Here is a 23,669-nt window from a genome sequence, read left to right as displayed (position 1 = left end):
TCATCACTTGGCTGCGGCTTCGGCCGCAGGCTTGGCGGCGGCGGCTGGCGTCTCGACCACGCGCACCAGGTCGCCGTCGTTCAGGAAGCCGGCCCCCTGGACCACCACGCGGGCGTCGCCCGGCAGCGCCGTCGTGATCTCGACCCGGTCGCCGACCCGGCGGCCGGTCTCGACCTTGAGCTGGGCGACCCGGTTGTCGGGCTGCAGCAGCAACAGGTAGTTGAAGCCGTCGCGCGGCACCACCGAGGCCTGCGGCACCGTCAGCGCGCTGGTGCGGCCGAGCTGGAAATCGCCGCGCGCGAACATGCCGGCCTTGAGGCCGGTGTTCTGCAGCACGTTCGGGATGTCGACGTAGACCAGCGCATTGCGGGTCTGCGGATCGACCGTCGGCGCGATGCTGCGGACCTTGCCGCTGACGGTGGCGCCGCTGGCGCTGGTGATCACGGCCGGCGTGCCGACCGCGATCCGGCCGAGTTCGGAGGAGGTGACCTCGGCGCGCCATTCGAGCCGGCCCTGGCGCACCATGCGGAACAGCTCGGTGCCGGCACTGACCACGCTGCCGACCGTGGCGGTGCGCGCCGAGATCACGCCGTCGTCGGGCGCCAGCACCTGCGTGTTGCGCCCGCGCACCTGCTGGGCGGCGAGCACCGCCTCGGCGGCTTCGACCCGCGCCTTGGCGGTCTGCTCGGCGGTCTGGTATTGGTTGATCTGCTGCTGGCTCATGGCGCCGGTGGCCTGCAAGGTGCGCGCCCGCGCCGCGGTGCCGGTGGCGTCGGCGGCGGTGGCGCGGGCCTCGGCCAGCGAGGCCTTGGCCTGTGCCACGTCGGCCTGCACCGACTCGGCCGAGAAGGTGGCGAGCACCTGGCCTTTCTTGACCACGTCGCCGACATTGACCCGCACCTCGGCGAGCTTGAGGCCTGTCGATTCGGAGCCGATGCTGGCCTCCTGCCAGGCGGCGACGTTGCCGTTGGCCGCCAGCGTGACGCTGAGTTCGCTGTTCTCGGGCCTGGCGACCGTGACGGTCAGCGACGGCCGGGCCGCGGCCTCGGGTTTTTTCTCGGGCGCGGCGGCGGGCTTGCCGCGCATCAGCAAGAAGGCGCCGGCGACGAGGACCAGCGCGGCGGCCAGCACAGCGAGGAGGGTGGAACGCTTCATTCTTTTCATGGCGACGGGGCGGAGGCGGGGGCCGTGGAGGCGAGGGCTTCGGGTCGTGTCCAGCCGCCGCCCATGGCGCGGTAGAGCGAGACCCAGGCTTCGGCGCGTTCGCGCTGCAGCGCGACGCGGGCGGTCTGCGAGACGAACAGCGTGCGCCGCGCATCCTCCAGGTCGAACAGGCTGGCCAGTCCGGTGTTGAAGCGGGCCTGCGTGGCGTCGAAGGAGATCTGGTAGTTCTGGACCGCGGTGTCGGCGTCCGCCGCGCGGTCGCTGGTGCTCTGCAGGTTGATCAGCGCCTGCTCCACCTCGCTCACGGCGCGCCGCACGTTGGCGCGGTAGAGCGACACGGATTCTTCGTAGCGGCCCTTGGCGGCGTCGTAGTTGGCGGCCAGGGTGCCGCCGTCGAAGATCGGTACGGTGAGCGCCAGGGGGCCCAGGGTCCAGGTGTCCAGCGTTTCGCTGAACCCTCCGCCGCGCACCTTCAGCACGCCGATCGAGCCCTGCAGCGTCAGGCTCGGAAAGCGCTGGGCCAGCGCCGCACCGGCCTCGGCGCTCGCCACGGCGACGTCGAGCTCGGCCGCGTAGACGTCCGGCCGCTGCGCCAGCGCCTCGGCCGGCACGCTGTAGACCGCCTGAACAGCGGGCAGCGTGACGTCGATCGGGGCGGCGGCGAGCTTGGCCGCCAGCAGCGGGCCTTCGATGCCGGCCAGTGCGATCAGCGCCTGCTGCTGCACGCTGCACAGGGCGCGCTGCTGCGTCAGCCTGCCCGCGGCTTCGGCCGCGCTGGCGCGCGCCAGGGCGGCATCGGCGGGCGCCGTGAAGCCGGCTCGCGCCGACAGCTCGGTCAGCCGCGCGGTCTCGGCGCGCGATTGCGCATCCGAGGTCGACACCACGAGCTGGCGCCGGCAGGCACGCTCGCCCAGGTAGGCGTTCGCGGTCTCGGCGGCGACCGACACGCGGGCGTCGTGCCAGCGGGCGTCGGCGCCCGCATAGCGCGACTGGCTGGCGTCGCGGCTGGCGCGCAGGCCGCCGAACAGGTCGATCTCCCAGCTCGACTGCAGGGCGGCCTGCTGGGTGGTGATCGGAGGGATGTCGGTGCTGGTTCCGCCCGTGGCGCCGGTCGAGAAGCCGGAAGTCGGCGAATTGCCGCGGCTGGCCGACAGCGAGCCGTTGAGATTGGGCACCAGCGCTGCGCCGGCCGCGACGCGCGCGGCGCGGGCTTCGCCGATGCGCGCCTGGGCGCTGGCCACGGTCGGGCTGGCGGCCTCGGCGGCGACGATCAGCTCGACCAGCAGCGGGTCGTCGAGCTGCCGCCACCACTCGGCCAGCGACGGCATCGAGCCGCCATGCGGCAGGGCCGCGGTGCCGGTCGGCAGCGGCGTCTGCCACTGCGCCGGCGTCGGCGCCGCGACCTGCTGGGGCGGCCGTGGAACGGCGCAGGCGGCGAGCAGCAGGGGAGCGACGAGACCAAGCGCGGGGAGCCGGGAGTTCCTCATGAGATTCCGCAAGAAAGGGGGTGACGTGCGCTGGCGAACGGGGGGTGCGCCAGGGCGTCGGCAGGCGGCCTGTGGACCGTGCATGCAAGGGGCGCAGCATAGCAAGGCCCCTCGAGCGCTTCTGTAGTCGCGCACCTCGTTTTCAAAGGGCAATCGATGGTAGCGATTCGGCGAGTCGGCATCGTCCGATTCGCCGTCGGAAGGATGCACGCTACGATTCCGCCATGCCACCCGCCGCCGCCGCACCTCCCGCCCTGCCGCTCGATGCCGAAGGCATCCTCGCGCTTGCCGCGCGCTCGATGTTCCATCTGTTTTCCAGCATCAGCCAGGGCATGTTCCTGGTCGACCGGGGCGGGCGCATCGTCTGGGTCAACGAGGGCTACCGGCGCTTCCTGCCGGCGCTGGGTTTCTCGTCGATCGACCAGTTCCTCGGCCATCTGGTCGAGGACGTGATCCCGAACACGCAGATGCGCCGCGTGCTCGACACCGGCGAGCCGATCCTGATCGACCTGCTGACCAACAAGGCCGGCACCTTCGTGGTCAGCCGCATCCCCTTGCGCGAGGAGCGCGAGGGCGATGCCGGCGCCACGCCCGGCGAGGTGATCGGCGCCATCGGCATCGTGCTCTTCGACCATCCCGAGACCACGCTGCAGCCGCTGATCAGCAAGTTCGCGCTGCTGCAGCGCGACCTCGACGATGCCCGGCGCGAGCTCGCGAGCCAGCGCGCCAATCCGCTCTACCAGCAGTCGGCCGACGGCCAGCGGCGCTCCAAGTACACCTTCGCCAGCTTCATCGGCAGCAGCCCGGCCGCGGTCGAGGTCAAGCGCCACGCGCGGCGCGCGGCGCAGTCGTCGAGCCCGGTGCTGCTGCTCGGCGAAACCGGCACCGGCAAGGAACTGCTGGCCCACGCGATCCATGCCGCCTCGGCGCGGGCCGGCGGAATGTTCGTCAGCGTCAACATCGCAGCCGTGCCCGACACCCTGCTCGAAGCCGAGTTCTTCGGCGTCGCGCCCGGCGCCTTCACCGGCGCCGACCGCAAGGCGCGCGAGGGCAAGTTCAAGCTGGCCGACGGCGGCACGCTGTTCCTCGACGAGATCGGCGACATGCCGCTGGGCCTGCAGGCCAAGCTGCTGCGCGCCCTGCAAGAGGGCGAGATCGAGCCGCTGGGCTCGAACAAGCTGGTGCCCTTCGATGCCCGCGTGATCGCCGCCACCTCGCGCGATCTGGCGGCGCTGGTGCGCGAAGGTCGCTTCCGCGAAGACCTGTACTACCGCCTCAACGTGCTGCCGGTGCGCGTGCCGCCGCTGCGCGAACGGCGCGCCGACATCCCGGCGCTGGTCGAGGCGCTCGGCGAGGACATGGCGCTGCGCAGCGGCGAAGCGCCGCCCGAGCTCACGCCCGACGCGCTGGCGCTGCTGGCCGCGCAGCACTGGCGCGGCAACATCCGCGAACTGCGCAACGTGCTGGAGCAGGTGACCATGCGCAGCGACTCGCAGCGCATCGACGCCGCGCAGCTCGAGCGCATCCTGCGCGAGGCCGGGCAGGAAAAGATCGCGGCGCCCGAGCCGCTGCCGAGCGCCGCCGCCGATACGGCCGAAGGCGCGGCGCTGCTGCGGCCGCTGGCACAGCAGGTGGCCGAACTCGAACGCCGCGCGATCGCCGCCGCCATGGCCGCGACAGGCGGCAACAAGCTCGCGACCTCGCGGCTGCTCGGCATCTCACGCGCGACGCTCTATGAACGTCTGGAAAACCCTGAATAGAAAACATGCATTTGCCTGAAATTTGGACAATACATTTGTCCTGATTCCGGGCGCTTCAGACGAAAACCAAGGGAAAGTCCTTTGTTTTCAAGGCGATGGAGGCTGGCACGAACTGTGCAATATTCAGCCATCACCTTCAGGAGACAAAGAATGCAACGTCGCTACCTCGTCGCGCTGGCCACCCTGGCTGCCGCAGGTGCCCTGGCCGCTCCGGCCTGGGCCCAGTCCAACGAGATCAAGATCGCCCACATCTACAGCAAGACCGGTCCGCTGGAAGCCTACGGCAAGCAGACCCAGACCGGCCTGATGATGGGCCTGGACTACGCGACCGGCGGCACCATGACCGTCAACGGCAAGAAGATCGTCGTCATCGAGAAGGACGACCAGGGCAAGCCCGACCTCGGCAAGTCGCTGCTGGCCGCGGCCTACGCCGACGACAAGGCGGCGCTGGCAGTCGGCCCGACCTCTTCGGGCGTGGCGCTGGCGATGCTGCCGGTGGCCGAGGAATACAAGAAGATCCTCCTGGTCGAGCCGGCGGTGGCCGACTCGATCACCGGCGACAAGTGGAACAAGTACATCTTCCGCACCGGCCGAAACAGCTCGCAGGACGCGATCTCGAATGCGGTCGCGATCGACAAGCCCGGCGTCACGGTCGCCACGCTGGCGCAGGACAACGCCTTCGGCCGCGACGGCGTGAAGGCTTTCGGCAGCGCGCTGAAGAAGGCCAAGCTGGTCCATGAGGAATACCTGCCGCCGGCCACCACCGACTTCACGGCCGGCGCCCAGCGCCTGATCGACAAGCTCAAGGACCAGCCGGGCCGCAAGGTCATCTGGATCGTCTGGGCCGGGGCCGGCAACCCCTTCAAGATCGTCGACCTCGACCTGAAGCGCTACGGCATCGAGATCGCCACCGGCGGCAACATCCTGCCCGCCATGGCGGCCTACAAGGCGCTGCCGGGCATGGAAGGCGCGGCCTACTACTACTTCGGAATTCCGAAGAACCCGGTGAACGAGGCCATGGTCTCGATGCACTACAAGGAATTCAAGACGCCGCCGGACTTCTTCACGGCCGGCGGCTTCTCGGCCGCGATGGCGATCGTGACGGCGCTCAAGAAGACCGGGGGCGACACCGGCACCAACAAGCTGATCACGGCGATGGAAGGCATGAGCTTCGACACGCCCAAAGGCAAGATGACCTTCCGCAAGGAAGACCACCAGGCGATGCAGTCGATGTACCACTTCAAGATCAAGGTCGACCCGGCCTTCGCCTGGGGCGTGCCGGAGCTGGTGCACGAGATCAAGCCTGAAGAGATGGACATCCCCATCAAAAACAAGCGCTGAGGAAGCGATCGCGGCCGGCGAAGCCCGGCCCATTCGGGAAATGCCGCGGAACCGGCTTTGCCGGGCCGCAGGCGTTGCCCCCGGCAGGGGGTGGGCGGCTACACGAAGTGAGCCAACCTGGGGGGGAGCCCCATTTTCATGCTCGAAACCAAAGATCTCACCATCCGCTTCGGCGGACACGTGGCGGTGAATGCTGTCTCTTGCGCGTTCGCGCCGGGCACGCTGACCGCGATCGTCGGCCCCAACGGAGCCGGCAAGACCACGTACTTCAACCTGATCTCGGGGCAGCTCAAGGCGTCCGCGGGCACGGTGTCGCTCGACGGCCAACTGCTGTCGGGACTGCCGGCCTCGGCGCGCACGCGGGCCGGGCTCGGGCGGGCGTTCCAGCTCACGAACCTGTTCCCGAATCTCTCGGTGCTCGAGAACGTGCGGCTCGCGGTGCAGGCCACGCGTGAAGGCGCGCATCGGCGCGGCCTCAACCTGTGGAGCATCTGGAGCGACCACCGCGCCTTGACCGAGCGCGCCGACCAGATCCTGGCCGATGTCGCGCTCAAGGCCAAGGAGCACGCGACCGTGGCCAGCCTGCCGCACGGCGACCAGCGCAAGCTCGAGGTGGCGCTGCTGATGGCGCTCGAACCCAAGGTCTTCATGTTCGACGAACCGACGGCCGGCATGAACGCCGCCGAGGCGCCGGTGATCCTCGACCTGATCCGCAAGCTCAAGCAGGACAAGAGCAAGACCATCCTCCTGGTCGAGCACAAGATGGACGTGGTGCGCGAACTCGCCGACCGCATCATCGTGCTGCACAACGGGCAGCTGGTGGCCGACGGCGAACCGGCCGAGGTGATCGCCTCGCCGATCGTCCAGGAAGCCTATCTGGGCGTTGCGAAGGAGGCCGCCGCATGAGCAGCATGAACACGAATCTTCTCGCGATGAAGGGCGTGCACACGCACATCGGGGCGTATCACATCCTGCACGGCGTCGACCTGGCCGTGCCCCGCGGCCAGCTCACGATGCTGCTGGGCCGCAACGGCGCCGGCAAGACCACCACGCTGCGCACACTGATGGGCCTTTGGCATGCCTCGCAGGGCAGCGTGCGCTTCGGCGACACCGACATCACGGCGATGCATACGCCGCAGATCGCCGAACTCGGCATCGCCTACGTGCCCGAGAACATGGGCATCTTCTCGGACCTCACGGTCAAGGAGAACATGCTGCTGGCGGCCCGCAGGGCGAAGAACGCCGAGCAGATGGACGACGCGCGGCTGAAGTGGATCTTCAAGCTGTTCCCGGCGGTCGAGAAGTTCTGGAACCACCCGGCGGGCAAGCTCTCGGGCGGGCAGAAGCAGATGCTGGCGGTGTCGCGCGCGATCGTCGAGCCGCGCGAGCTGCTGGTCATCGACGAGCCCAGCAAGGGCCTGGCGCCGGCCATCATCAACAACATGATCGACGCCTTCGGCGAGCTCAAGCGCAGCGGCGTGACGATCCTGCTGGTCGAGCAGAACATCAGCTTCGCGCAGCGCCTGGGCGACCAGGTGGCCGTGATGGACAACGGCCGAGTGGTGCACAGCGGCAGCATGGCCGCGTTCTCCGCCGACGAACGACTGCAGCAATCCCTGCTGGGACTCGCGCTATGAAAAACTCCGACTTCGACTGGAAACCACTCCTGCTGGTGCCGGTGCTCGCGCTGGTGGCGCTGCCGCTCACGGGCTCGGTCTCGACCTGGCTTACGCTCACGGTGGCTGGCCTCGCGATGGGCATGATCATCTTCATCATCGCCTCCGGCCTGACATTGATCTTCGGCCTGATGGACGTGCTGAACTTCGGCCACGGCGTGTTCATCGCGCTCGGCGCCTTCGTCGCCAGCAGCGTGCTCGGCCTGATGGGCGACTGGACCGGCTCGGGCGAGCTGTGGCGCAATCTCGTGGCCGTGTTCCCCGCGATGCTGGTCGCCATGGGGGTGGCCGGCGCGGTCGGCCTGGCCTTCGAGCGCTTCATCGTGCGGCCGGTGTACGGCCAGCACCTGAAGCAGATCCTGATCACGATGGGCGGCATGATCATCGGCGAGGAGCTGATCAAGGTCATCTGGGGGCCGGCGCAGATCCCGCTGCCGCTGCCCGAAGCCCTGCGCGGCTCGCTGCTGGTTGGCGACGCGGCGATCAGCAAGTACCGCATCCTCGCGGTGGTGATCGGTCTCTTCGTGTTCGGCCTGCTGGCCTGGACCCTCGGCCGCACCAAGATCGGCCTCCTGATCCGCGCCGGCGTGCAGGACCGCGAGATGGTCGAGTCGCTGGGCTACCGCATCGGCCGGTTGTTCGTCGGCGTCTTCGTGGTCGGCAGCGCGCTGGCCGGCCTGGGCGGCGTGATGTGGGGGCTGTTCCAGCAGAACCTGATCCCGCAGATGGGTGCGCAGGTCAACGTGCTGATCTTCATCGTGATCATCATCGGCGGGCTCGGCTCCACGGCCGGCGCGCTGATCGGCGCCTTGCTGGTCGGCCTCATGACCAACTACATCGGCTTCATCGTGCCGACGCTGACCCAGTTCGCGAGCATCTTCCTGATGGTGGCGGTGCTGCTGTGGCGTCCGCAGGGCGTGTACCCCGTGGCCAATCGTTGAAGAGAAACCCATGCTGTCCCGACTGCTTTCCAACGACCTGCCGCGCAGCCGCCTGCTGGCCTTGCTGCTCGCGGCCCTGGTGCTGGCGCTGGCCTTCGCACCCTTCCTGTTCCCGGGTGTCAAGGCGCTCAGCGTGGCGGCCAAGATCCTGGTCTTTATCGTGCTGGTCGCGAGCTTCGACCTGCTGCTGGGCTACACCGGCATCGTGAGCTTCGCGCACACGATGTTCTTCGGCATCGGCGCCTATGGCATCGCGATCTCGGCCAGCCGACTGGGCGCGAACTGGGGCGCGGTGGCGGTGGGCCTCGGCGCCGCGCTCGCGATCTCGCTCGCGCTGTCGCTCGCGATCGGCCTGTTCTCGCTGCGCGTGCGGGCGATCTTCTTCGCCATGATCACGCTGGCCGTGGCCTCGGCCTTCCAGACCCTGGCCTCGCAGATGTCGGATTTCACGGGCGGCGAGGATGGCCTGACGTTCAAGCTGCCCGAGCTGATCTCGCCGAGCTTCGAGTTCGCGGAAGAACCCTTCCTCGGCGTCTCGCTCGACGGCCGGCTGCTGTGCTACTACCTGCTCTTCGTCGCCACGGTGCTGCTGGTGCTGGCGCTGCTGCGGATCGTGAATTCGCCCTTCGGCCGCGTGCTGCAGGCGATCCGCGAGAACGAGTTCCGCGCCGAGGCGATCGGCTACCGCGTGGTGGTCTACCGCACCACGGCCTCGGTGCTGTCGGCGCTGTTCGCGACGCTGGCCGGCGCGATGCTCGCCATCTGGCTGCGCTACAACGGACCCGACACCTCGCTCAGCTTCGAGATCATGGTCGACGTGCTGCTGATCGTGGTGATCGGCGGCATGGGCACGATCTATGGCGCGGTGGTCGGCGCGGTGCTGTTCGTGATCGCGCAGAGCTACCTGCAGGATCTGCTGCGCATCGGCAGCGAGGCGGCGAGCGGCATCGGCTGGCTCGCGGCGCTGCTGTCGCCCGACCGCTGGCTGCTGTGGTTGGGCGTGCTGTTCGTGCTGTCCGTGTATTACTTCCCGACCGGCATCGTCGGCCGCCTGCGCGCGAGGGCAATGAAATGAATGCGCCAACTTCGAACTACCTCCAGCTCGCCGGCCGCGAGGTCCACTGGCTCGACTGGGGCCCGCGCGATGGCCCGGTGATCGTGGCCTGGCATGGCCTCGCGCGCACCTGCCGCGACATGGACGAGCTGGCCCGGCACTTCGCCGAGCGCGGCTTCCGCGTGATCTGCCCCGACACCATCGGCCGTGGACTGAGCCAGTGGAGCCCGGCGCCGGACGAGGAGTACCAGCTGTCCTTCTACGGCCGGCTTGCGCTCGGGCTGTTCGATGCGCTGAAGCTCACGCGCGTCCACTGGGTCGGCACCTCGATGGGCGGCGCGATCGGCATGGTCTGCGCGTCGGGCCTGCTCGAGCCGACGATGAAGCCGCGCATCGCGAGCCTGGTGCTCAACGACAACGCGCCGCAGATCGCGGCGGCAGCGGTCCAACGCATCCGTTCGTATGCCGGCCGGCCGCCGGCCTTCGACACGGTGGTCGAGCTGGAGCAGTTCTTCCGCACGGTCTACAAGCCGTACGGCTGGCTCAGCGACGCGCAGTGGCGCCGCCTGACCGAGAGCTCGACCCGGCGCCTGCCCGACGGCCGCGTGACGCCGCACTACGATCCGGCCATGGTGCGGCAGTTCGAGGCCCACCCGGACGACTACCTGCTGTGGCCGCACTACGACGCGATTGAGGCGCCGGTGCTGTGCCTGCGCGGCGTCGACTCCGACCTGGTGCTGCCCGAGACCCTGGCCGAAATGCGCACCCGGGGCCCCGGTGCCGCCGGCCGACTGCAGATCATCGAAGTGCCGGGCTGCGGCCACGCGCCGGCGCTCAACGTGACCGGGCACCTGGCGCCGATCGAGGCCTTTGTGCGCGCCGCCGGCACGTGAATCGAGACGGGCAGACAATCGGCCCGCTCATTCAATCGGAGACTTCTTTCATGGCGCTTTCGTTCTACGACATCTCGGTCCCGGTTTTCGTCCGCGGACTCGGCCAGCTCTCGCACGTGCTCGACAAGGGACTTGCCCATGCGCAGGCCAGCGGCACCGACCCGGCCGCCTTGTTCAATGCGCGCCTCGCGCCCGACATGTTCACGCTGGCCGGCCAGGTGCAGAGCGCCAGCGATGCGTCCAAGCTCGGCACGGCCCGCATCGCCGGCATCACGGCGCCCAGCTTTCCCGACACCGAGACCAGCTACGCCGAGTTGCAGGCGCGGGTCGCGAAGACGATCGAATTCCTCAACGGCGTCGACCGTGCGGGCGTCGACGGCGCCGAGGCGCGCGAGGTCGTGATGAAGGTGCGCGGCAACGAGCTGAAATTCACGGCCGAACGCTACCTGCTGCAGTTCGCGCTGCCGAACTTCTTCTTCCACGTGACGACGGCCTACGACGTGCTGCGGCACAGCGGCGTACCGCTGAGCAAGCTCGACTACCTGGGACGCTTCTAGGCTCGATCACACAGGCCGGCGAGGAACCCTTTGCCGGCGTCGGAACGCAACGGGCGTGCAGCCGACTTCTCGTTTGAAGAACTTGCTGAAGTTGGTGGCCTCGTCGAAGCCCAGCTTGTCCGCAATGGCGGCGGCGGGCATGTCGGTATGCACCAGCAGACGCTTCGCTTCCAGGTTGATGCGCGCAGCGATGAAGGCCTTGGCTGTCATGCCCAGCGCCGCCGTCACTGCCCGCCCCAGGCTCTTTTCGGTGTCGCCGAGCTTGGTGGCGTAGTCGGCCACCTGATGCCACTCGGCGAAGCGTTCGTCCACGAGCCGCTGGAATCGCTTGAAGCGTTGCGATGCAGCGGAGATCACCGGCTCCTGCGATTGTTGTCGGCCGTGCAGGATGCTCAGTCGCGTCAGGAGCGCATGCAGCTGGTGGCGCAACAGGGCATGCACGTCTTCCAGTGGCGCGTCGATCAGCGTGTCGTCGCGCATCCGCTGGATCGCGTCCGTCACCTTTTGCAGTTCATCGATGTTCAGGAGCAGATGTTCCGGCAATCTCTCCAGGTCCACCGCGAGCCTGGGGTCGCCGGGCGTCCTTGAAACCGGCAAGACGAATTCCGGACGGAACAGAACGTTCCAGCCATCCCAGTCCTGGTCATCTCCGTAGTTGTGCGCTTGCCCTGGCCGCAACACGAGCAGCGACCCCTGCTGGCAGGTGAGCGACCTGAAGTCGACCATCTGCGTGCAGTCGCCGCGCGTGACGCAGACCAAAGTGTGGAACTCGTACCGATGCGTCGTTCGCACCTTCTCCTGACCCCGGTGCCTCAAGTCGGCGACGGTGAAGATTTCGAGATCGAGCGGGTAGGGTGCCCGCGGGCGATAGCCCAGTCGCTGGATAACGCCGTTCGCCTTCGAGCCACCCGGCGTGGACCGAGCCGGTTTCAGTGAAGCGTAGGGCCCTCTTCTTGCACTTGGTGTCTTGAAAGTATCACTCATTGTCCAGAACGAACCGTTCAATTGGGCCTATTTTGTCTAAAAATAACCAACATTGACAACCGATATCCACAACCGCATCAACACGGGAGCGCATCATGAACAACATCGACATCACCAAGACCTACATCAAGGCCGTGCAGACGGGCGACCAAGCCACGCTGGGCAGCCTCATTTCGCCTGACGTGGTCTGGCACCAGCCGGGCAGCAACCAGTTCTCGGGCACGCATCGGGGCATGGCTGCGGTCGGCGCCCTGCTCGGCAAGATGATGGAAGTTTCCAGGGGAACCTTCGCGATCACCCGCGCTGACCACCACATGGCCAATGGCGACTGGGTGGCCGTCACGCTGGAGTTTGCCGGCCAGGCGAATGGCATCGAACTCAAGCAGCCGGGCGTCGACTTGATCCGGATCGAGGGCGGCAAGATCGTGGAAGTCCGGCTGTTCTCCAGTGACCAGAATCAGGAAGACCTGTTCTGGGGACAATGATCCGTCGCCCGCGTAGGCCCAGGTCAGGGCCGCGTCGGCCAGCCCGCCAGATGGCGCTCGGCGATGCCGCTGAGCGCGGTGATCCATGCCGGGTTGTCGTTGAGGCAGGCGATGTAGTTGAACTCCTTGCCGCCCGACGCGACGAAGGCTTCGCGGCCTTCCATCGCGATCTCTTCCAGGGTCTCCAGGCAGTCGGCCGGAAAGCCGGGGCACATCACGTCGACCCTTGAAACCCCCGCTGCGCCGAGTTCGCGCAGCGTGGGCTCGGTGTAGGGCTCGAGCCACTTCGCGCGGCCGAAGCGCGACTGGAAAGTCACGCGGTACTGGGCCGGCGCGAGCGCGAGCCGCTCGGCCAGCAGGCGCGCCGTCGCGAGGCACTGCGCCTGGTACGGATCACCGAGCCGGATGTTGCGCTCGGGAATGCCATGGAAGCTCATCACGAGCAGCTCGCCGCGGCCGTTGCGCTGCCAGTGCCGCTGCACGCTCTGCGCCAGCGCGTCGATGTAGAGCGGGTCGTCGTGGTAGTCGTTGACGAAGCGCAGCTCCGGCAGCCGGCGCACCCGTGCGCTCCATGCGTTGACCGCATCGATCACGCTGGCGGTGGTGGTGGCGGAGTACTGGGGGTAGGCCTGCAGCACCAGCACCCGGGTCGCGCCCTCGGCCTTGAGTTCGTCCAGCCGCGCCGCGATCGAGGGCTGGCCGTAGCGCATGGCATCGAGCACCGTCAGGCGATGGCCGCGCTCCCCGAGCCAGCCGGCCAGCAGCACGGCCTGCTTGCGGGTAAAGACCTTGAGCGGCGATCCCTCGGGCGTCCAGATGCTGGCGTACTTGGCGGCCGACTTGGCCGGCCGGGTCCGCAGGATGATGCCGTGCAGGATCAGCGCCCACAGCAGGCGTGGAATCTCGACCACGCGCGGATCGCCGAGGAAGTCCGCGAGGTACGGCCGCACGGCCCGGGCGGTGGGCTCGTCGGGCGAGCCGAGGTTGCACCAGAGCACCGCGGTGCGCTCCGGGGTCTTGGGGGCGGCGGGCGGTTCGTCTCTGAAGGGCATGCGATATTCTCGGTCATGGCTTTTGCGACCCCCGATTCACTCGCGCTCGACGTCAAGCGCATCGCCGCGATCTCGCTCGACCTCGACGACACGCTGTGGCCGATCTGGCCCACCATCGAGCGCGCCGAGCGCGTGCTGCACGACTGGCTGCTGCGCGAGGCGCCCAGGACCGCCGACCTGCTGGTGACGCCCGGCATCCTGCGCGAACTGCGCGAGGCGGCCGCCAAGGAGCGCTCCGACCTTGCGCATGACCTGAGCGCGCTGCGCCGCGAGTCGATCCGCGGCGCGCTGCGGCGCGCCGGCGAAGACCCGGCGCTGGCCGAGCCGGCTTTCGATGTCTTCTTCGAAGAGCGCCAGCGCGTCACCCTCTATGACGACGCACTGCCGGCGCTCAAGTGGCTCAGCGAACGCTATCCGCTGGTGGCGGTCTCCAACGGCAACGCCGACATCCACCGCACCGGCGTCGGGCGCTGGTTCCGCACCGCTTTCAATGCGCGCGATTTCGGCAGCGGCAAGCCGCACGCGCCGATCTTCCGCGCCGCCGCGGCTTCGGTCGGGCTGCTGCCCAAGGACGTGCTGCATGTCGGCGACGATGCGGCGCTCGATGTGGTGGGCGCGCTCGATGCCGGCATGCAGGCCGCCTGGCTGGTGCGCGAGGAGCGGCCCTGGGAGCACGGCGCGCGGCCGCAGCTGATCGTGCCGAACCTGCACGCGCTGTGCATGGCCCTGGACACGGCCCGCGATTGAACTGATCCGCTGCGTTTCAGCGCGGCCCGGTGATCGCGCGCATCAGGCCGTCGCTCACGGGGGCCAGGGTGTTGTGGTTCTTGATCATGCCCAGCGCGTTGCTGCTGGCATCGATCACGGTCTGGTTCACGATGTGCTGGTTGTCCAGCGTGTTCTGGATGACGGTGCCTGAGGTCCCCGCCTGTTGGGGCAGGAAGCTGTTCCCGGGGCCGATCTGGATCAGGTTGATGGCCGCCATCTGCTTGCTGAGCTGCGCCGCCTGGGCCGCACTCAGGTTGTTCAGCTGCCCGAAGTTGAGGGTGGTCTGCGTCACCAGGTCCCCGTTGACATAGGTGGCGCGCGAGATGCCGAAAGTCACCATCAGTCCGTTGCCGGTGTCGAAGCCGCCCCGCAGGCTGTCGAGGGTGTCGTCGCCCACCGCCATCCAGGTCTCGCTGTGCCGCTGCACCGGGTCGGCCAGGCCATCGGCCCAGGCGCCGCAGGTGCCCGCGAGCACTGCAAGGCCGAGCATCGCGCGCATCATCGACAGGGCACGGGCGCGGCGCATCAGAAGTCTCCGGGCCCGAGCTTCGGCAGCGAGATGTCGGTCATGCCGTTGCGGGCAAGCCCCGTTCCCACCGGTGCCCGCGGCGCCGCGCGCCAGTCGGCGGCGACGTTGAAGCGGGCCGATTCCATGCGGTTGTGGATGACGAACAGCAGGCCGTTCTGCCAGACCTTGTCGAAGGCCTGGCGCGACATGGCGCGCGTCCCCAGGGCCGGATCGCCGACCAGCACACGGTCTGCCTGCACGCCCTTGACGACCACGAAGTGGTGGTAGCCGTCGGAGTTGATCAGCACGATGGCGGGCACGCGGGCCTCGTTGAGCTTTTCCAGCGGCTGCTCGAAGCCGTCGGCCTCGAAGCCTTGCGCCTCCAGGTAGCGCTTCATGTCGAGCAGCGAGAAGCCCTCGGTGTGGATCTTCTTCTGGTCGCCATGCTCGTACATCTGTTCGAACACGGTCTCTTCGGTCACCGGAAAACCGTAGTGATGGGTGAGCAGCGTGGCCAGGGCCGCCGAGCCGCAGCTGAAGTCGTACTTCTGGATCAGCGTGCGCCCGGTGCGGGACTGCTTCAGGCTGGTCAGGGGAATCACGACGTCGCCCATGGCGATCGACGGCATGTACGCGCCGTCGGCGGCGGCCAGTTCGGCCGTCGCCAGCAGCGCGACGCATAGGAGGAGGCGGCGCATGGTGCCTGCCTCTCAGTTCATCTGCAGATTGAGGATCGTCGCGTTCTGTATCAGCACGTTCGCGCCGCTGTTCTGGATCACCGTCGGCAGCCCGCTCATGTTGGCGAACGATCCGGCGCTGATCGTGTTGTCGCCCGTCGTGACGTTGCGTGCCGAGTTGTTGGCCGTGACGCCGCGCAGGGTCATCTCGTTGCTCACGACTTCGGCGCCGCCGCGCGTGTTGGCCAAGGTGGCCGCGTCGACCGGCTGCGCGACAAAGGCGATCGGCCGGGCTTCGGAGCCGGGCGCGTCGCGCAGGGTCTGCGCTGCCACTGTCGCCGGCAGCAGGATCCCGAGGGCCGCGCAAATGGGCCCGAGGCGGGTGATGGATGTCATGGCGTCTCCCTTCGGCCTGCGGTGTGGGGCGAGCCGATCTTCGCCGTGCGCCCCGGTGACCCGGGTCGCACGGCGATGATCGGTCTCAGGCTTCGATCAACGTCCCACGGACAGGTTGGCCTGCACGTTCACGCTTTGCTGAACCATCGCCGCGATGCCGCTGTTCTGGTTCGCGACCATGATGCCCGCCGCCGTCTGGCCGACGCTGGTCATGGTGTTGGACATGTTGAACGTGCCGGCATTCACGGTTGCCGTGCCGCCTGCGCCGCCCGTGCCACCGTTGCCGGTGCCGCCGGTTCCGCCGTTGCCGGTATTGGTTCCGCCGTTGCCCGCACCGCCTGCGCCGCCCGTGCCGCTACCGCCCGCGCCGCCGGCGCCTGCGGTGTTGTTGCCGTTGCTGGCGCTGCCGTTGGTGGCGCTGCCGACCGTGCTCGAGCCGCCTGCGCCGCCCGTGCCCGCGCCGCCGGTCTGGGTGCCGGTCGCGGTGCTGGTGGCAGTGCCGCTCGCTCCGCCTGCTCCACCCGCTCCGCCGCCGCCCGTGGCGCCGCTCGCGCCGCCTGCGCCTGCCGTGCTGGTCGATGTGCCGGCTCCGCCCGCGCCGCTCGCGCCACCTGCGCCTGCCGTGCCGCTGGTGCCGCCTGCACCGCCCGCACCGCCCGCGCCGCCTGCACCCAGGCCGCCGCCATCACCGCCCGAACCACCCGAGCCGCCCGAGGTGTTGCCGGTGCTTCCGCCGCCGCCGCCACCGCCGGTCCTGCCGCCGAGCGCAGCGGACAGGCTGCCGCTGCTTCCGCCGCGTCCGCTGTCACCGCTCGCGCCGCCGCGTCCGCCGTCGCCGCCACTGGAGGAGGCGCGTCCGCTGCCGGTCAGGCCTGCGGCGATGCCGCCGAGGCCGTTGCCGCCGTCACCTGCCGTGGAATCGCCAATCGTGGCGCTGCCATGCTGGATGGCGCCGTTGGATGCGCTGCCACCCACCGCGCCGACCGCACCGGTGCCCGTGGCACCGTTGCCGCCCGTGCCCGTGCCATAGGCTGCGCCGCCCTTGCCCGTGCCGCCACGTCCGCCATAGCCGTTGCCGCCCGCGACAGAGCCATTGTTGGTGGCGTAGTTGCCGATGTTGGACACGCTGTTGCCAGACACATAGCCTTCGAGCTTGCTCACGGCTGTTGCCTTGGCCGTATTGAAGGCGTTGGTGAAGTTTCCGGTGGACCCGTTGTTGATGGCGGCAGAACGTTCGGCACTCGCGTCGGCAGCACCCGACTCCCTGTTGGTACTTGTGCTATTCCTCGTACTCGAGCTCGTGCGGGTGCTGGTGCTCGTACTGGTACTCGTGCTGGTGGCGGTGTTGCTGCCCGTCGTCGTCCGTTGATCCTGATCCGTGTCATTTGCAAACACCGAACCACTGAACCCGAAGGCAAGGGCAATGGCCGAAGCCAGAAGTGTCTTTTTCATGAACCCTCCAGAAAGTTGAACAAGCTTGGTATTGACGTGCGTCGCCGCAAATCGAGAGGCCATGTGCAACTTCGGTGCCAGCAACTTACGGCTTGTTTCGCCGGCCCTCGCGCTCAGAGGCGAAGGCTGCTTCACGACCGTCCGGAGCCTTCGATCGACGCCGCGCGGAGCGGGCGCCAGGGAGGGATTCGGCACTCGCTCTGTCACACTCCCTTGACGGCCGTTCGATGTAGCGGCACGGCGGTGCGCCGAAGGGTCCGACACCCCCCGGACCGGCTCCAGCCTTATGCCGGCGTGCTTTTCGTCACGTGGGTGTGACAGTCGATCGCGTCGAAGCTAGGCCTTGCTCGGGCGCCACTCCTTTGGCTGCGAGGCCAGGCTTGGCGCCGCGCGCCGCGAAGCCGCCGGCAGTCGTCCGGATCGAAGTGCAACAAATCTGAGACAGCCACTGAATTCGCTACAAATTGCTTACCTTTGTTTGCAACTTGTAGCTTGGTGCACTTGTTCTTTACGATTAGGCTGGCACGCGAAAACGCTCGTACCAAGAAGCAAGAGAGGGACACCATGGAGACCTTCGGTCCGCACAGGGCGCTGGCATTGCTGGCCTGTTCGTCACTGGCATGGTCGGGTGCCCTTGCTCAGAGCCAGGGTGCTTCCTCGACGCGCAATGCAGCCAAGCGGCTGGAGGCGCTGCAGCAGCAGGTGAAGGACCAGGGGCGGCAGATCGATGCACTCAAGGAGCAGGCCGACCAGCAAGAGGCCCGCTACCGCGAACTGCAGCAGCGCCTCGAGACGCAGGAGGCGCGCGGCGCGCCGGCGCCCGATGCGACCCGGACCGCGACCCGCAAGCCGGCCCCGGAGGGCGAGGCGGCCGATGCCGGCGCGAGGCCGGTGCAGGTCGGCGTCGCGCCCAGCGACGAGACGCCGCAGCCGCCGCAGTATGCGCAGCTGTTCGACGAACCCGGCGTCCTCACGCCCAAGGGCAAGTTCGTCTTCGAGCCTTCGCTCTTCTACGGCTACTCGTCCAGCAACCGCGCCGCGCTGGTGGGCTACACGGTGATCCCGGCCCTGCTGATCGGGCTGATCGACGTGCGCGAGTTCAAGCGCAACACCTTCATCGGCACCCTGACCGGCCGCTGGGGCGCCACCAACCGGCTCGAGTTCGAAGCCAAGCTGCCCTACGTCTCGCGTTCGGACGACACGATCAGCCGCGAGATCTTCACTGGTTCGGCGTTCGACAACGTCTTCAACACCACGGGCAGAGGGATCGGCGATGCCGAATTCGCGGCCCGCTACCAGATCACCGACGGCAAGGACGGCATGCCTTACGTGATCGGCGGCTTGCGCTTCAAGTCGCGCACCGGCACGGACCCGTTCGAGGTGGTCACCGACTGCGTGACGCGCTGCATCGGCAACACCACCGGCACCGGCCTGCCGCTCGACCTGGCCACCGGCTCGGGCTTCTATTCGCTGCAGCCGGGCGTCACCTGGCTGCTGCCTTCGGACCCCGCGGTGTTCTTCGGCGGTCTCAACTTCACCTACAACTTTCCCCGCAGCGGCATCAGCCGGCTGGTGCTCAACGGCGAGCGCGAGTTCATCGGCGACGTCAAGCCCGGCAACGTATGGGGCCTGAACTTCGGCATGGGCCTGTCCATCAATGACCGTTCGTCCTTCAGCCTCGGCATGGAGCTGTATTCGATCGGGCCTACCGAGCAGAACGGCCAGCGCGTGATCGGCTCGGTGCGCACGCAACTGGCTTCGCTGCTGCTGGGCTACTCGTACCGCTACAGCCCCAAGACCACCTTGAACGTGACCGTGGGCGCGGGGCTGACGCGCGACACGCCCGATCTCCAGATGACAGTCCGGGTGCCGATGTCGTTCTAGCCGCGGCTGGGATTGGTCACCATGCAGCAACCAGGCAGCATTCTTTGCGTGACGCTAGGCGGCCATTCGATGCGGGTGGCCGAGCAGCTGCTCGGGCGCGGCTGGGACCTGGCCCAGGCGAACGACCTGGCCGCCGCCGGCCGCCTGCAGGCGCACCGCAGCTTCATGCTCGGCCTGTTGGTGGTTGGCGCCGAGTCGAGCGTGCCCGAGACGGCGGTCGAGGCCTGCATCGGCGCCTCGGGCGGCAGCGAGTGGGTGGCGGTGTGCGAGCCCCAGGCGCTGGAGTCACCGGCCTTCCGCGACCTCGTCCTGGGGAGCTTCTTCGATCACCTGCTGATGCCCTTCCACCTGGACGAGCTGGAACTGGTGCTCGGCCACGCAACCCAGCGCGCCATCCTGCGGCAGCGCCACGACGCGGCCCGCCGGCATGCGGTGGATGCGCTCGGCATGGTCGGCCAAGGGCCCGCGATCACACGCCTGCGCGACCAGATCCGCAAGGTCGCCGCGACCGAGGCGCCGGTGTTGATCGGAGGCGAGAGCGGCAGCGGCAAGGAACTGGCGGCGCGCGCGATCCATCAGTGCTCGCACCGCTCGGCGGGGTCCTTCGTGGCCGTCAACTGCGGCGCGATATCGCCGTCGCTGATCCAGTCCGAACTGTTCGGCCACGAGCGCGGCGCCTTCACCGGCGCATCGTCCGAACGCCGAGGGCTGATCGAAGCAGCCAGCGGCGGCACCATCTTCCTCGACGAGATCGGCGACCTGCCGATCGAACTGCAGACCAACCTGCTGCGCTTTCTGCAGGAAAAGACGATCAGCCGCGTGGGCGGCGTGCGCAACATCCATGTCGATGTGCGGGTGGTGGCGGCATCCCATGTGGACCTGGCCGAGGCGGTTGCTGTCGGGCAGTTCCGGGAAGACCTGTTCTATCGGCTGAACGTGCTGTCGATCGACGTCGCGCCGCTGCGCCGGCGGATGGAGGACGTGCCGATCCTGGCCGAGTATTTCTTCCAGCGCTGCGTCGCCAAGAGCCGCACGCGGGTGCGCGGATTCAGCCGCCAGGCGCTGGCCGCGATGCTCGCCCACGCCTGGCCCGGCAACGTGCGTGAGCTGTTCAACCGCGTGCAGCGCGCGGTCGTCATGACCGACCGGCGCCTGATCGGGCCCACCGACCTGGGCCTGCAGGCAGTCGAGAACGTGGCCGGCATGGGGCTGGACTTGGCGCGCACGGCGGCCGAGCGTGACGTGATCTGCCTGACCCTGACGCGGGTGGGACGCAACATCACGCATGCCGCGCGCGAACTCGGGGTCTCGCGCATGACCCTGTATCGGCTGATGGAAAAGCACGGCATCGCGCTCGAATCGGAGTCGCGGCTTCACGTGGCCCCGGTCTGGCCGGAGCCGGCGCCGGTGATTCGACCGACGCCCTCGCCGCGGGTCGGCGATCCGCTCGAGGCCATGATGAAGGCGCCGTCCGCGGGCTTCCACGCCGATTGGGCGGGTGCCGGCAAGCCGGCGGGGCGGGCTTAGGCGAGCGCGCGCGAAGCGTCGATGGCGCTGCGCACCGCGCCTTCGAGCGTGGCCGGATAGGCGCCATCCACATAGTCGCCGCAGGCCAGCAGGCCCGGCGCCACCGCCTGCCGCGGGCGAACCAGCCTGGGCACGCAGGCGAAGGTGGCGCGCCGCTCGACCACCGTCAGCACCGCCCGCAGGTCGGGCTGGCCGAGTTGCTCCCGGGCCTGTGCCAGCACCTGGCGCTGCAACTGTTCGCGGTCGTCTCCGCTGGCACTGATCACGCAGGCCAGCAGGCCACGCGGACCGCCGAGCTGGCCGCGATCGAAGACGAACTGCGCCGGCGCGTCGTCCCGGCTGCGCAGTGCGAGCATCGGTGCCGGCAGCACGGCGTCGCCATGCAGGTAGACGGTGGCGATGGCTTCGTGCGCCAGCGCCTCGGCCGCGGCCGCCCAGTGCGGCGCCGCGTCGGCCGCCAGCCGTGCCGCTTCCCAGGGCGGGCAGGCCAGCACCACCCGATCGAAGGGCTCGCCGTCGACCTGCCAACCGGCGCCATGGCGCGCCAGCGTGCGCACCCGGCGGCCCGTTTCGGTCCGGGCGCCGTGCTGCCGCAGCCATCGATCGGCCGCGTCGGGGAACAGCGCACCGAGGTCGACCCGCGGCAGCAGCAGCTGCGATCCGCCGGGTGTCTTGAACAGCGCATCGGCCAGTACCCGCAGGAACACCTGGCCGCTGGCTTCGGCCGGCGGCGTGTTCAAGGCCGACAGGCACAGCGGCTCGGTGAGCTCGGCCTGCACCCGCGGCGTCAGGGTGCCGCACAGGTCGGCCACCGTGGCCGTGTCGGCGCAGGCGAAGCCTTGCCGCTGCCAGCGTGTCGACGTCTGCAGCAGCGACAGCTTGTCCCGCCACGACCAGCCGCGCGCCGCCAGCACCCCGGCCAGCACGTCGAGTGGTGCCAACCGGCGCGTCGCCCGGTCGAGCCAGTGCGGCAGCTGCGGCAGCGACAGTCCGCCGCCGTCCGGAAAGCGCAGCACCAGCGGAATGCGCTGGAGGGCCGCACCGGCATCGACGCCCACCCGCGCCATCAGCGCCAGGGTCTCGGTGTAGGCGCCGATCAGGATGTGCTGCCCGTTGTCGAGCAGGAGCGGGCTTCCGTCGGGCAGCGTCGCCGACAGCGCCCGCGCCCGCCCACCCCATTGCCGCGCGGCCTCGAAGACCGTGACCGCATGCCCGGCCCGCACCGCCTCGACCGCGCAGGCCATGCCGGCCCAGCCGCCACCGACGACCGCAACAGTGCTCAAGTCAGAGCTTCCCGAGTGCCTGGACACGCCACGCCAGCCACAGCTTGCGAACCGGCGTCAGGCTCACGCGCTGGTCGAGCACCTTGAAGTCGTCGCGCGCGATCTCCTCGAGCAGCGTGCGATAGATGCTGGCCATCATCAGTCCGGGCTTCTGGGTCCGCCGGTCGGCCGCGGGCAGCAGCGCGAGGGCCTCGTCATAGGCCTCCAGCGCCCGCCCGGCCTGGAACTTCATGAGCGCCACGAAGCGCTCGGAATGGACCCGGTTCAGGATCTCGTGGGCCTTGACGTCGAACTGCTGCAGTTCGTTGACCGGCAGGTAGATGCGGCCCCGCAGGGCATCTTCGCCGACGTCGCGGATGATGTTGGTCAGCTGCAGCGCCAGGCCCAGCTTGTGCGCGTACTCGGTGGTCTTCGAATCGGTCTGGCCGAAGATGCGTGCCGCGCCTTCGCCCACCACGCCCGCCACCAGGTGGCAATAGCGGCGCAGCGCCGGGAAGTCGAGGTAGCGCGTCTGGTCGAGGTCCATCTGGCAACCCTCGATCACCTGCTGCAACTGCCGCTCCTCGATGCCGTAGGCGGCCGCGTGCGGCATCAGGGCCTGCATGACCGGGTGGTGCGGCTGGCCGGCGAAGGACTGCGCGACCTCGCTGCGCCACCAGGCGAGCTTGGTCGCCGCGACGCCGGGGTCGCTGACTTCGTCGACCACGTCGTCGACCTCGCGGCAGAAGGCATAGAAAGCCGTGATCGCCGCGCGGCGCGGTTTCGGGAGAAACAGGAAAGCGTAGTAAAAGCTGCTGCCCGACGCAGCGGCCTTGTCCTGGACGTACTGCTCGGGGGTCATCGTGCGGGACTCTTCATGCGGCCGATTGTCTCCGCATCCGCATGGCCCGCCAGGCCAGCAGCGCCGCATCGCCGCGCCCGAGGGTCGGGCGGGCCGAGAAGCTGTCGCAGCCCTGGGCCTCGATCTTGTCGAGGATCCGGCTGCCGCCCTGGACCACGAAGCGCAGTTCCCAGCCGGCACGCCCGGGCAGACGGTGCACCAGCGGTGCGCCTTCCTGCATCAGCCCGCGGGCCCACGCCACTTCGCTCGCCACCAGCGCAATGGCGGCGGACGGCGGCGCGGTGGTCGCCAGCGGCGCGAAGCGGTCGAAATCGCCTTCGGCGAGGCCATGTACGCGACAGTCCTCGCGCGGCAGGTAGCGGCGCCCGCGCGGCAGGTCGACGCTCAGGTCCTGCCAGAAGTTGATCAGCTGCAGCGCGCTGCAGACGGCGTCGCTCTGCGCCAGCGAGCGCGCGTCGGTGACGCCGTACAGGTGCAGCAGCAGGCGCCCGATCGGGTTGGCCGAGCGGCGGCAGTAGTCCAGCAGCTCTGCGCGGTCGGCATAGCCGGCGCGATCGCGGGTTTTCTCGATGTCCTGCACGAAGGCCGACAGCAGATCCGCCAACAGCTTCTCGGGCAGCGCGAATTCGCGCATCGAAAAGGCCAGCGGCCCGAACACCTCGGGCCAGCGGCTGGCGGGCGCCCTGCCTCCTGCGGCGGCGGCGAGGTCGGCACGGAAGTCGCGCAGGGCCTCCAGCCGTTCGGCCGGACCGGCATCGCCTTCGTCGGCGATGTCGTCCGCGGTTCGGGCGAAAGCGTAGATGGCCGCGATCGGCGGGCGAAGCCGCGGCGGGCACAGCCACGAGGCGACGGGGAAGTTCTCGTAGTGCGTGGGCGCGGCTGCGAGCGGGGGAGGGGAGAGGGATGACACGCAGTCGATTGTCCCGCACGCTACGATCG

23 protein-coding genes are annotated in these 23,669 nt (G+C 68.9%); 12 read left to right on the top strand and 11 right to left on the bottom strand.

What is annotated here, in order from left to right; translation table 11 throughout:
• Nucleotides 1-3 precede the first annotated feature (3 nt).
• Together AC1DF3_RS11105 and AC1DF3_RS11100 are read right to left on the bottom strand one after the other, a co-directional pair.
• On the bottom strand, nt 4-1,164 hold the full coding sequence (locus tag AC1DF3_RS11105) for an efflux RND transporter periplasmic adaptor subunit (RefSeq protein ID WP_478139658.1): 1,161 nt from the start codon (nt 1,162-1,164) through the stop codon (nt 4-6).
• Entirely contained in the window at nt 1,161-2,651 is a 1,491-nt protein-coding gene (locus AC1DF3_RS11100; protein WP_478139657.1) for an efflux transporter outer membrane subunit, read from the bottom strand. Before AC1DF3_RS11100 ends, AC1DF3_RS11105 begins: the two co-directional genes overlap by 4 nt.
• A 224-nt stretch (nt 2,652-2,875) precedes the next feature.
• Here AC1DF3_RS11100 and AC1DF3_RS11095 point away from each other — a divergent pair, with 224 nt between their 5' ends.
• The 8 genes from AC1DF3_RS11095 (at nt 2,876) to AC1DF3_RS11060 (ending at nt 10,873) form a co-directional block, all read left to right on the top strand.
• Entirely contained in the window at nt 2,876-4,411 is a 1,536-nt protein-coding gene (locus AC1DF3_RS11095) for a sigma-54 interaction domain-containing protein (RefSeq protein WP_286531604.1), read from the top strand.
• A gap of 150 nt (nt 4,412-4,561) precedes the next feature.
• Nucleotides 4,562-5,752 carry a substrate-binding domain-containing protein gene (locus AC1DF3_RS11090; RefSeq protein WP_478139656.1) on the top strand — a complete coding sequence of 397 codons (1,191 nt, stop codon included), beginning with the start codon at nt 4,562-4,564 and terminating at the stop codon, nt 5,750-5,752.
• Between the two features lie 138 nt (nt 5,753-5,890).
• Nucleotides 5,891-6,658: an ABC transporter ATP-binding protein gene (locus AC1DF3_RS11085; protein WP_478139655.1), complete on the top strand. Its 768-nt coding sequence runs from the start codon at nt 5,891-5,893 to the stop codon at nt 6,656-6,658.
• Nucleotides 6,655-7,389 (top strand): ABC transporter ATP-binding protein, encoded by a 735-nt coding sequence (locus tag AC1DF3_RS11080; protein ID WP_478139654.1) that lies wholly within the window; start codon nt 6,655-6,657, stop codon nt 7,387-7,389. The genes AC1DF3_RS11085 and AC1DF3_RS11080 overlap by 4 nt, the downstream gene beginning before the upstream one ends.
• The gene (locus AC1DF3_RS11075) at nt 7,386-8,369 is read left to right on the top strand and encodes a branched-chain amino acid ABC transporter permease (RefSeq protein ID WP_478139653.1); all 984 of its coding nucleotides are present in this window, start codon (nt 7,386-7,388) and stop codon (nt 8,367-8,369) included. The genes AC1DF3_RS11080 and AC1DF3_RS11075 overlap by 4 nt, the downstream gene beginning before the upstream one ends.
• Before the next feature lie 10 nt (nt 8,370-8,379).
• Nucleotides 8,380-9,444: a branched-chain amino acid ABC transporter permease gene (locus AC1DF3_RS11070; protein ID WP_478139652.1), complete on the top strand. Its 1,065-nt coding sequence runs from the start codon at nt 8,380-8,382 to the stop codon at nt 9,442-9,444.
• On the top strand, nt 9,441-10,316 hold the full coding sequence (locus AC1DF3_RS11065) for an alpha/beta fold hydrolase (protein ID WP_478139651.1): 876 nt from the start codon (nt 9,441-9,443) through the stop codon (nt 10,314-10,316). The genes AC1DF3_RS11070 and AC1DF3_RS11065 overlap by 4 nt, the downstream gene beginning before the upstream one ends.
• Before the next feature lie 50 nt (nt 10,317-10,366).
• Nucleotides 10,367-10,873: a DUF1993 domain-containing protein gene (locus AC1DF3_RS11060; RefSeq protein ID WP_286531610.1), complete on the top strand. Its 507-nt coding sequence runs from the start codon at nt 10,367-10,369 to the stop codon at nt 10,871-10,873.
• A gap of 6 nt (nt 10,874-10,879) precedes the next feature.
• Here AC1DF3_RS11060 and AC1DF3_RS11055 read toward each other — a convergent pair whose 3' ends face one another.
• On the bottom strand, nt 10,880-11,878 hold the full coding sequence (locus AC1DF3_RS11055) for an AraC family transcriptional regulator (RefSeq protein WP_478139650.1): 999 nt from the start codon (nt 11,876-11,878) through the stop codon (nt 10,880-10,882).
• Between the two features lie 74 nt (nt 11,879-11,952).
• Between AC1DF3_RS11055 and AC1DF3_RS11050 the strand changes: the two genes are divergently transcribed.
• A complete protein-coding gene (locus tag AC1DF3_RS11050; protein WP_286531612.1) occupies nt 11,953-12,342 on the top strand; it encodes a nuclear transport factor 2 family protein in 390 nt (129 codons plus the stop codon).
• A gap of 23 nt (nt 12,343-12,365) precedes the next feature.
• Here AC1DF3_RS11050 and hemH read toward each other — a convergent pair whose 3' ends face one another.
• The gene (gene hemH / locus AC1DF3_RS11045) at nt 12,366-13,394 is read right to left on the bottom strand and encodes a ferrochelatase (protein ID WP_478139649.1); all 1,029 of its coding nucleotides are present in this window, start codon (nt 13,392-13,394) and stop codon (nt 12,366-12,368) included.
• A gap of 15 nt (nt 13,395-13,409) precedes the next feature.
• Between hemH and AC1DF3_RS11040 the strand changes: the two genes are divergently transcribed.
• A complete protein-coding gene (locus AC1DF3_RS11040) occupies nt 13,410-14,141 on the top strand; it encodes an HAD family hydrolase (RefSeq protein WP_286522490.1) in 732 nt (243 codons plus the stop codon).
• 16 nt (nt 14,142-14,157) lie between these two features.
• Here AC1DF3_RS11040 and AC1DF3_RS11035 read toward each other — a convergent pair whose 3' ends face one another.
• The 4 genes from AC1DF3_RS11035 to AC1DF3_RS11020 form a co-directional block, all read right to left on the bottom strand.
• Entirely contained in the window at nt 14,158-14,688 is a 531-nt protein-coding gene (locus AC1DF3_RS11035) for a hypothetical protein (RefSeq protein WP_478139648.1), read from the bottom strand.
• Nucleotides 14,688-15,368 (bottom strand): C39 family peptidase, encoded by a 681-nt coding sequence (locus tag AC1DF3_RS11030; protein WP_478139647.1) that lies wholly within the window; start codon nt 15,366-15,368, stop codon nt 14,688-14,690. The genes AC1DF3_RS11035 and AC1DF3_RS11030 overlap by 1 nt, the downstream gene beginning before the upstream one ends.
• 12 nt (nt 15,369-15,380) lie before the next feature.
• The gene (locus AC1DF3_RS11025) at nt 15,381-15,743 is read right to left on the bottom strand and encodes a hypothetical protein (RefSeq protein ID WP_478139646.1); all 363 of its coding nucleotides are present in this window, start codon (nt 15,741-15,743) and stop codon (nt 15,381-15,383) included.
• A gap of 96 nt (nt 15,744-15,839) precedes the next feature.
• On the bottom strand, nt 15,840-17,195 hold the full coding sequence (locus AC1DF3_RS11020; RefSeq protein WP_478139645.1) for a hypothetical protein: 1,356 nt from the start codon (nt 17,193-17,195) through the stop codon (nt 15,840-15,842).
• A gap of 564 nt (nt 17,196-17,759) precedes the next feature.
• Between AC1DF3_RS11020 and AC1DF3_RS11015 the strand changes: the two genes are divergently transcribed.
• Entirely contained in the window at nt 17,760-19,079 is a 1,320-nt protein-coding gene (locus tag AC1DF3_RS11015) for a tol-pal system YbgF family protein (RefSeq protein WP_286531617.1), read from the top strand.
• Between the two features lie 21 nt (nt 19,080-19,100).
• The gene (locus tag AC1DF3_RS11010; protein ID WP_478139644.1) at nt 19,101-20,606 is read left to right on the top strand and encodes a sigma-54 interaction domain-containing protein; all 1,506 of its coding nucleotides are present in this window, start codon (nt 19,101-19,103) and stop codon (nt 20,604-20,606) included.
• Here the strand turns inward: AC1DF3_RS11010 and hpnE are convergent.
• The 3 genes from hpnE to hpnC are packed head-to-tail and all read right to left on the bottom strand — an operon-like array spanning nt 20,603 to nt 23,640.
• Nucleotides 20,603-21,889, bottom strand: a complete 1,287-nt coding sequence (hpnE, locus tag AC1DF3_RS11005; RefSeq protein WP_478139643.1) for a hydroxysqualene dehydroxylase HpnE — start codon at nt 21,887-21,889, stop codon at nt 20,603-20,605. The genes AC1DF3_RS11010 and hpnE overlap by 4 nt on opposite strands.
• 1 nt (nt 21,890) lies before the next feature.
• Nucleotides 21,891-22,730, bottom strand: coding sequence for a presqualene diphosphate synthase HpnD (gene hpnD / locus AC1DF3_RS11000; RefSeq protein WP_286531620.1), 840 nt, complete (start codon nt 22,728-22,730; stop codon nt 21,891-21,893).
• Between the two features lie 13 nt (nt 22,731-22,743).
• On the bottom strand, nt 22,744-23,640 hold the full coding sequence (gene hpnC, locus AC1DF3_RS10995; protein ID WP_286531621.1) for a squalene synthase HpnC: 897 nt from the start codon (nt 23,638-23,640) through the stop codon (nt 22,744-22,746).
• Between the last annotated feature and the right edge of the window lie 29 nt (nt 23,641-23,669).

Source organism: Variovorax sp. 10N432, assembly GCF_056394465.1.
The sequence above is the reverse complement of the archived record's forward strand: the minus strand, read 5'-3'. Positions and strand labels throughout refer to the sequence as shown.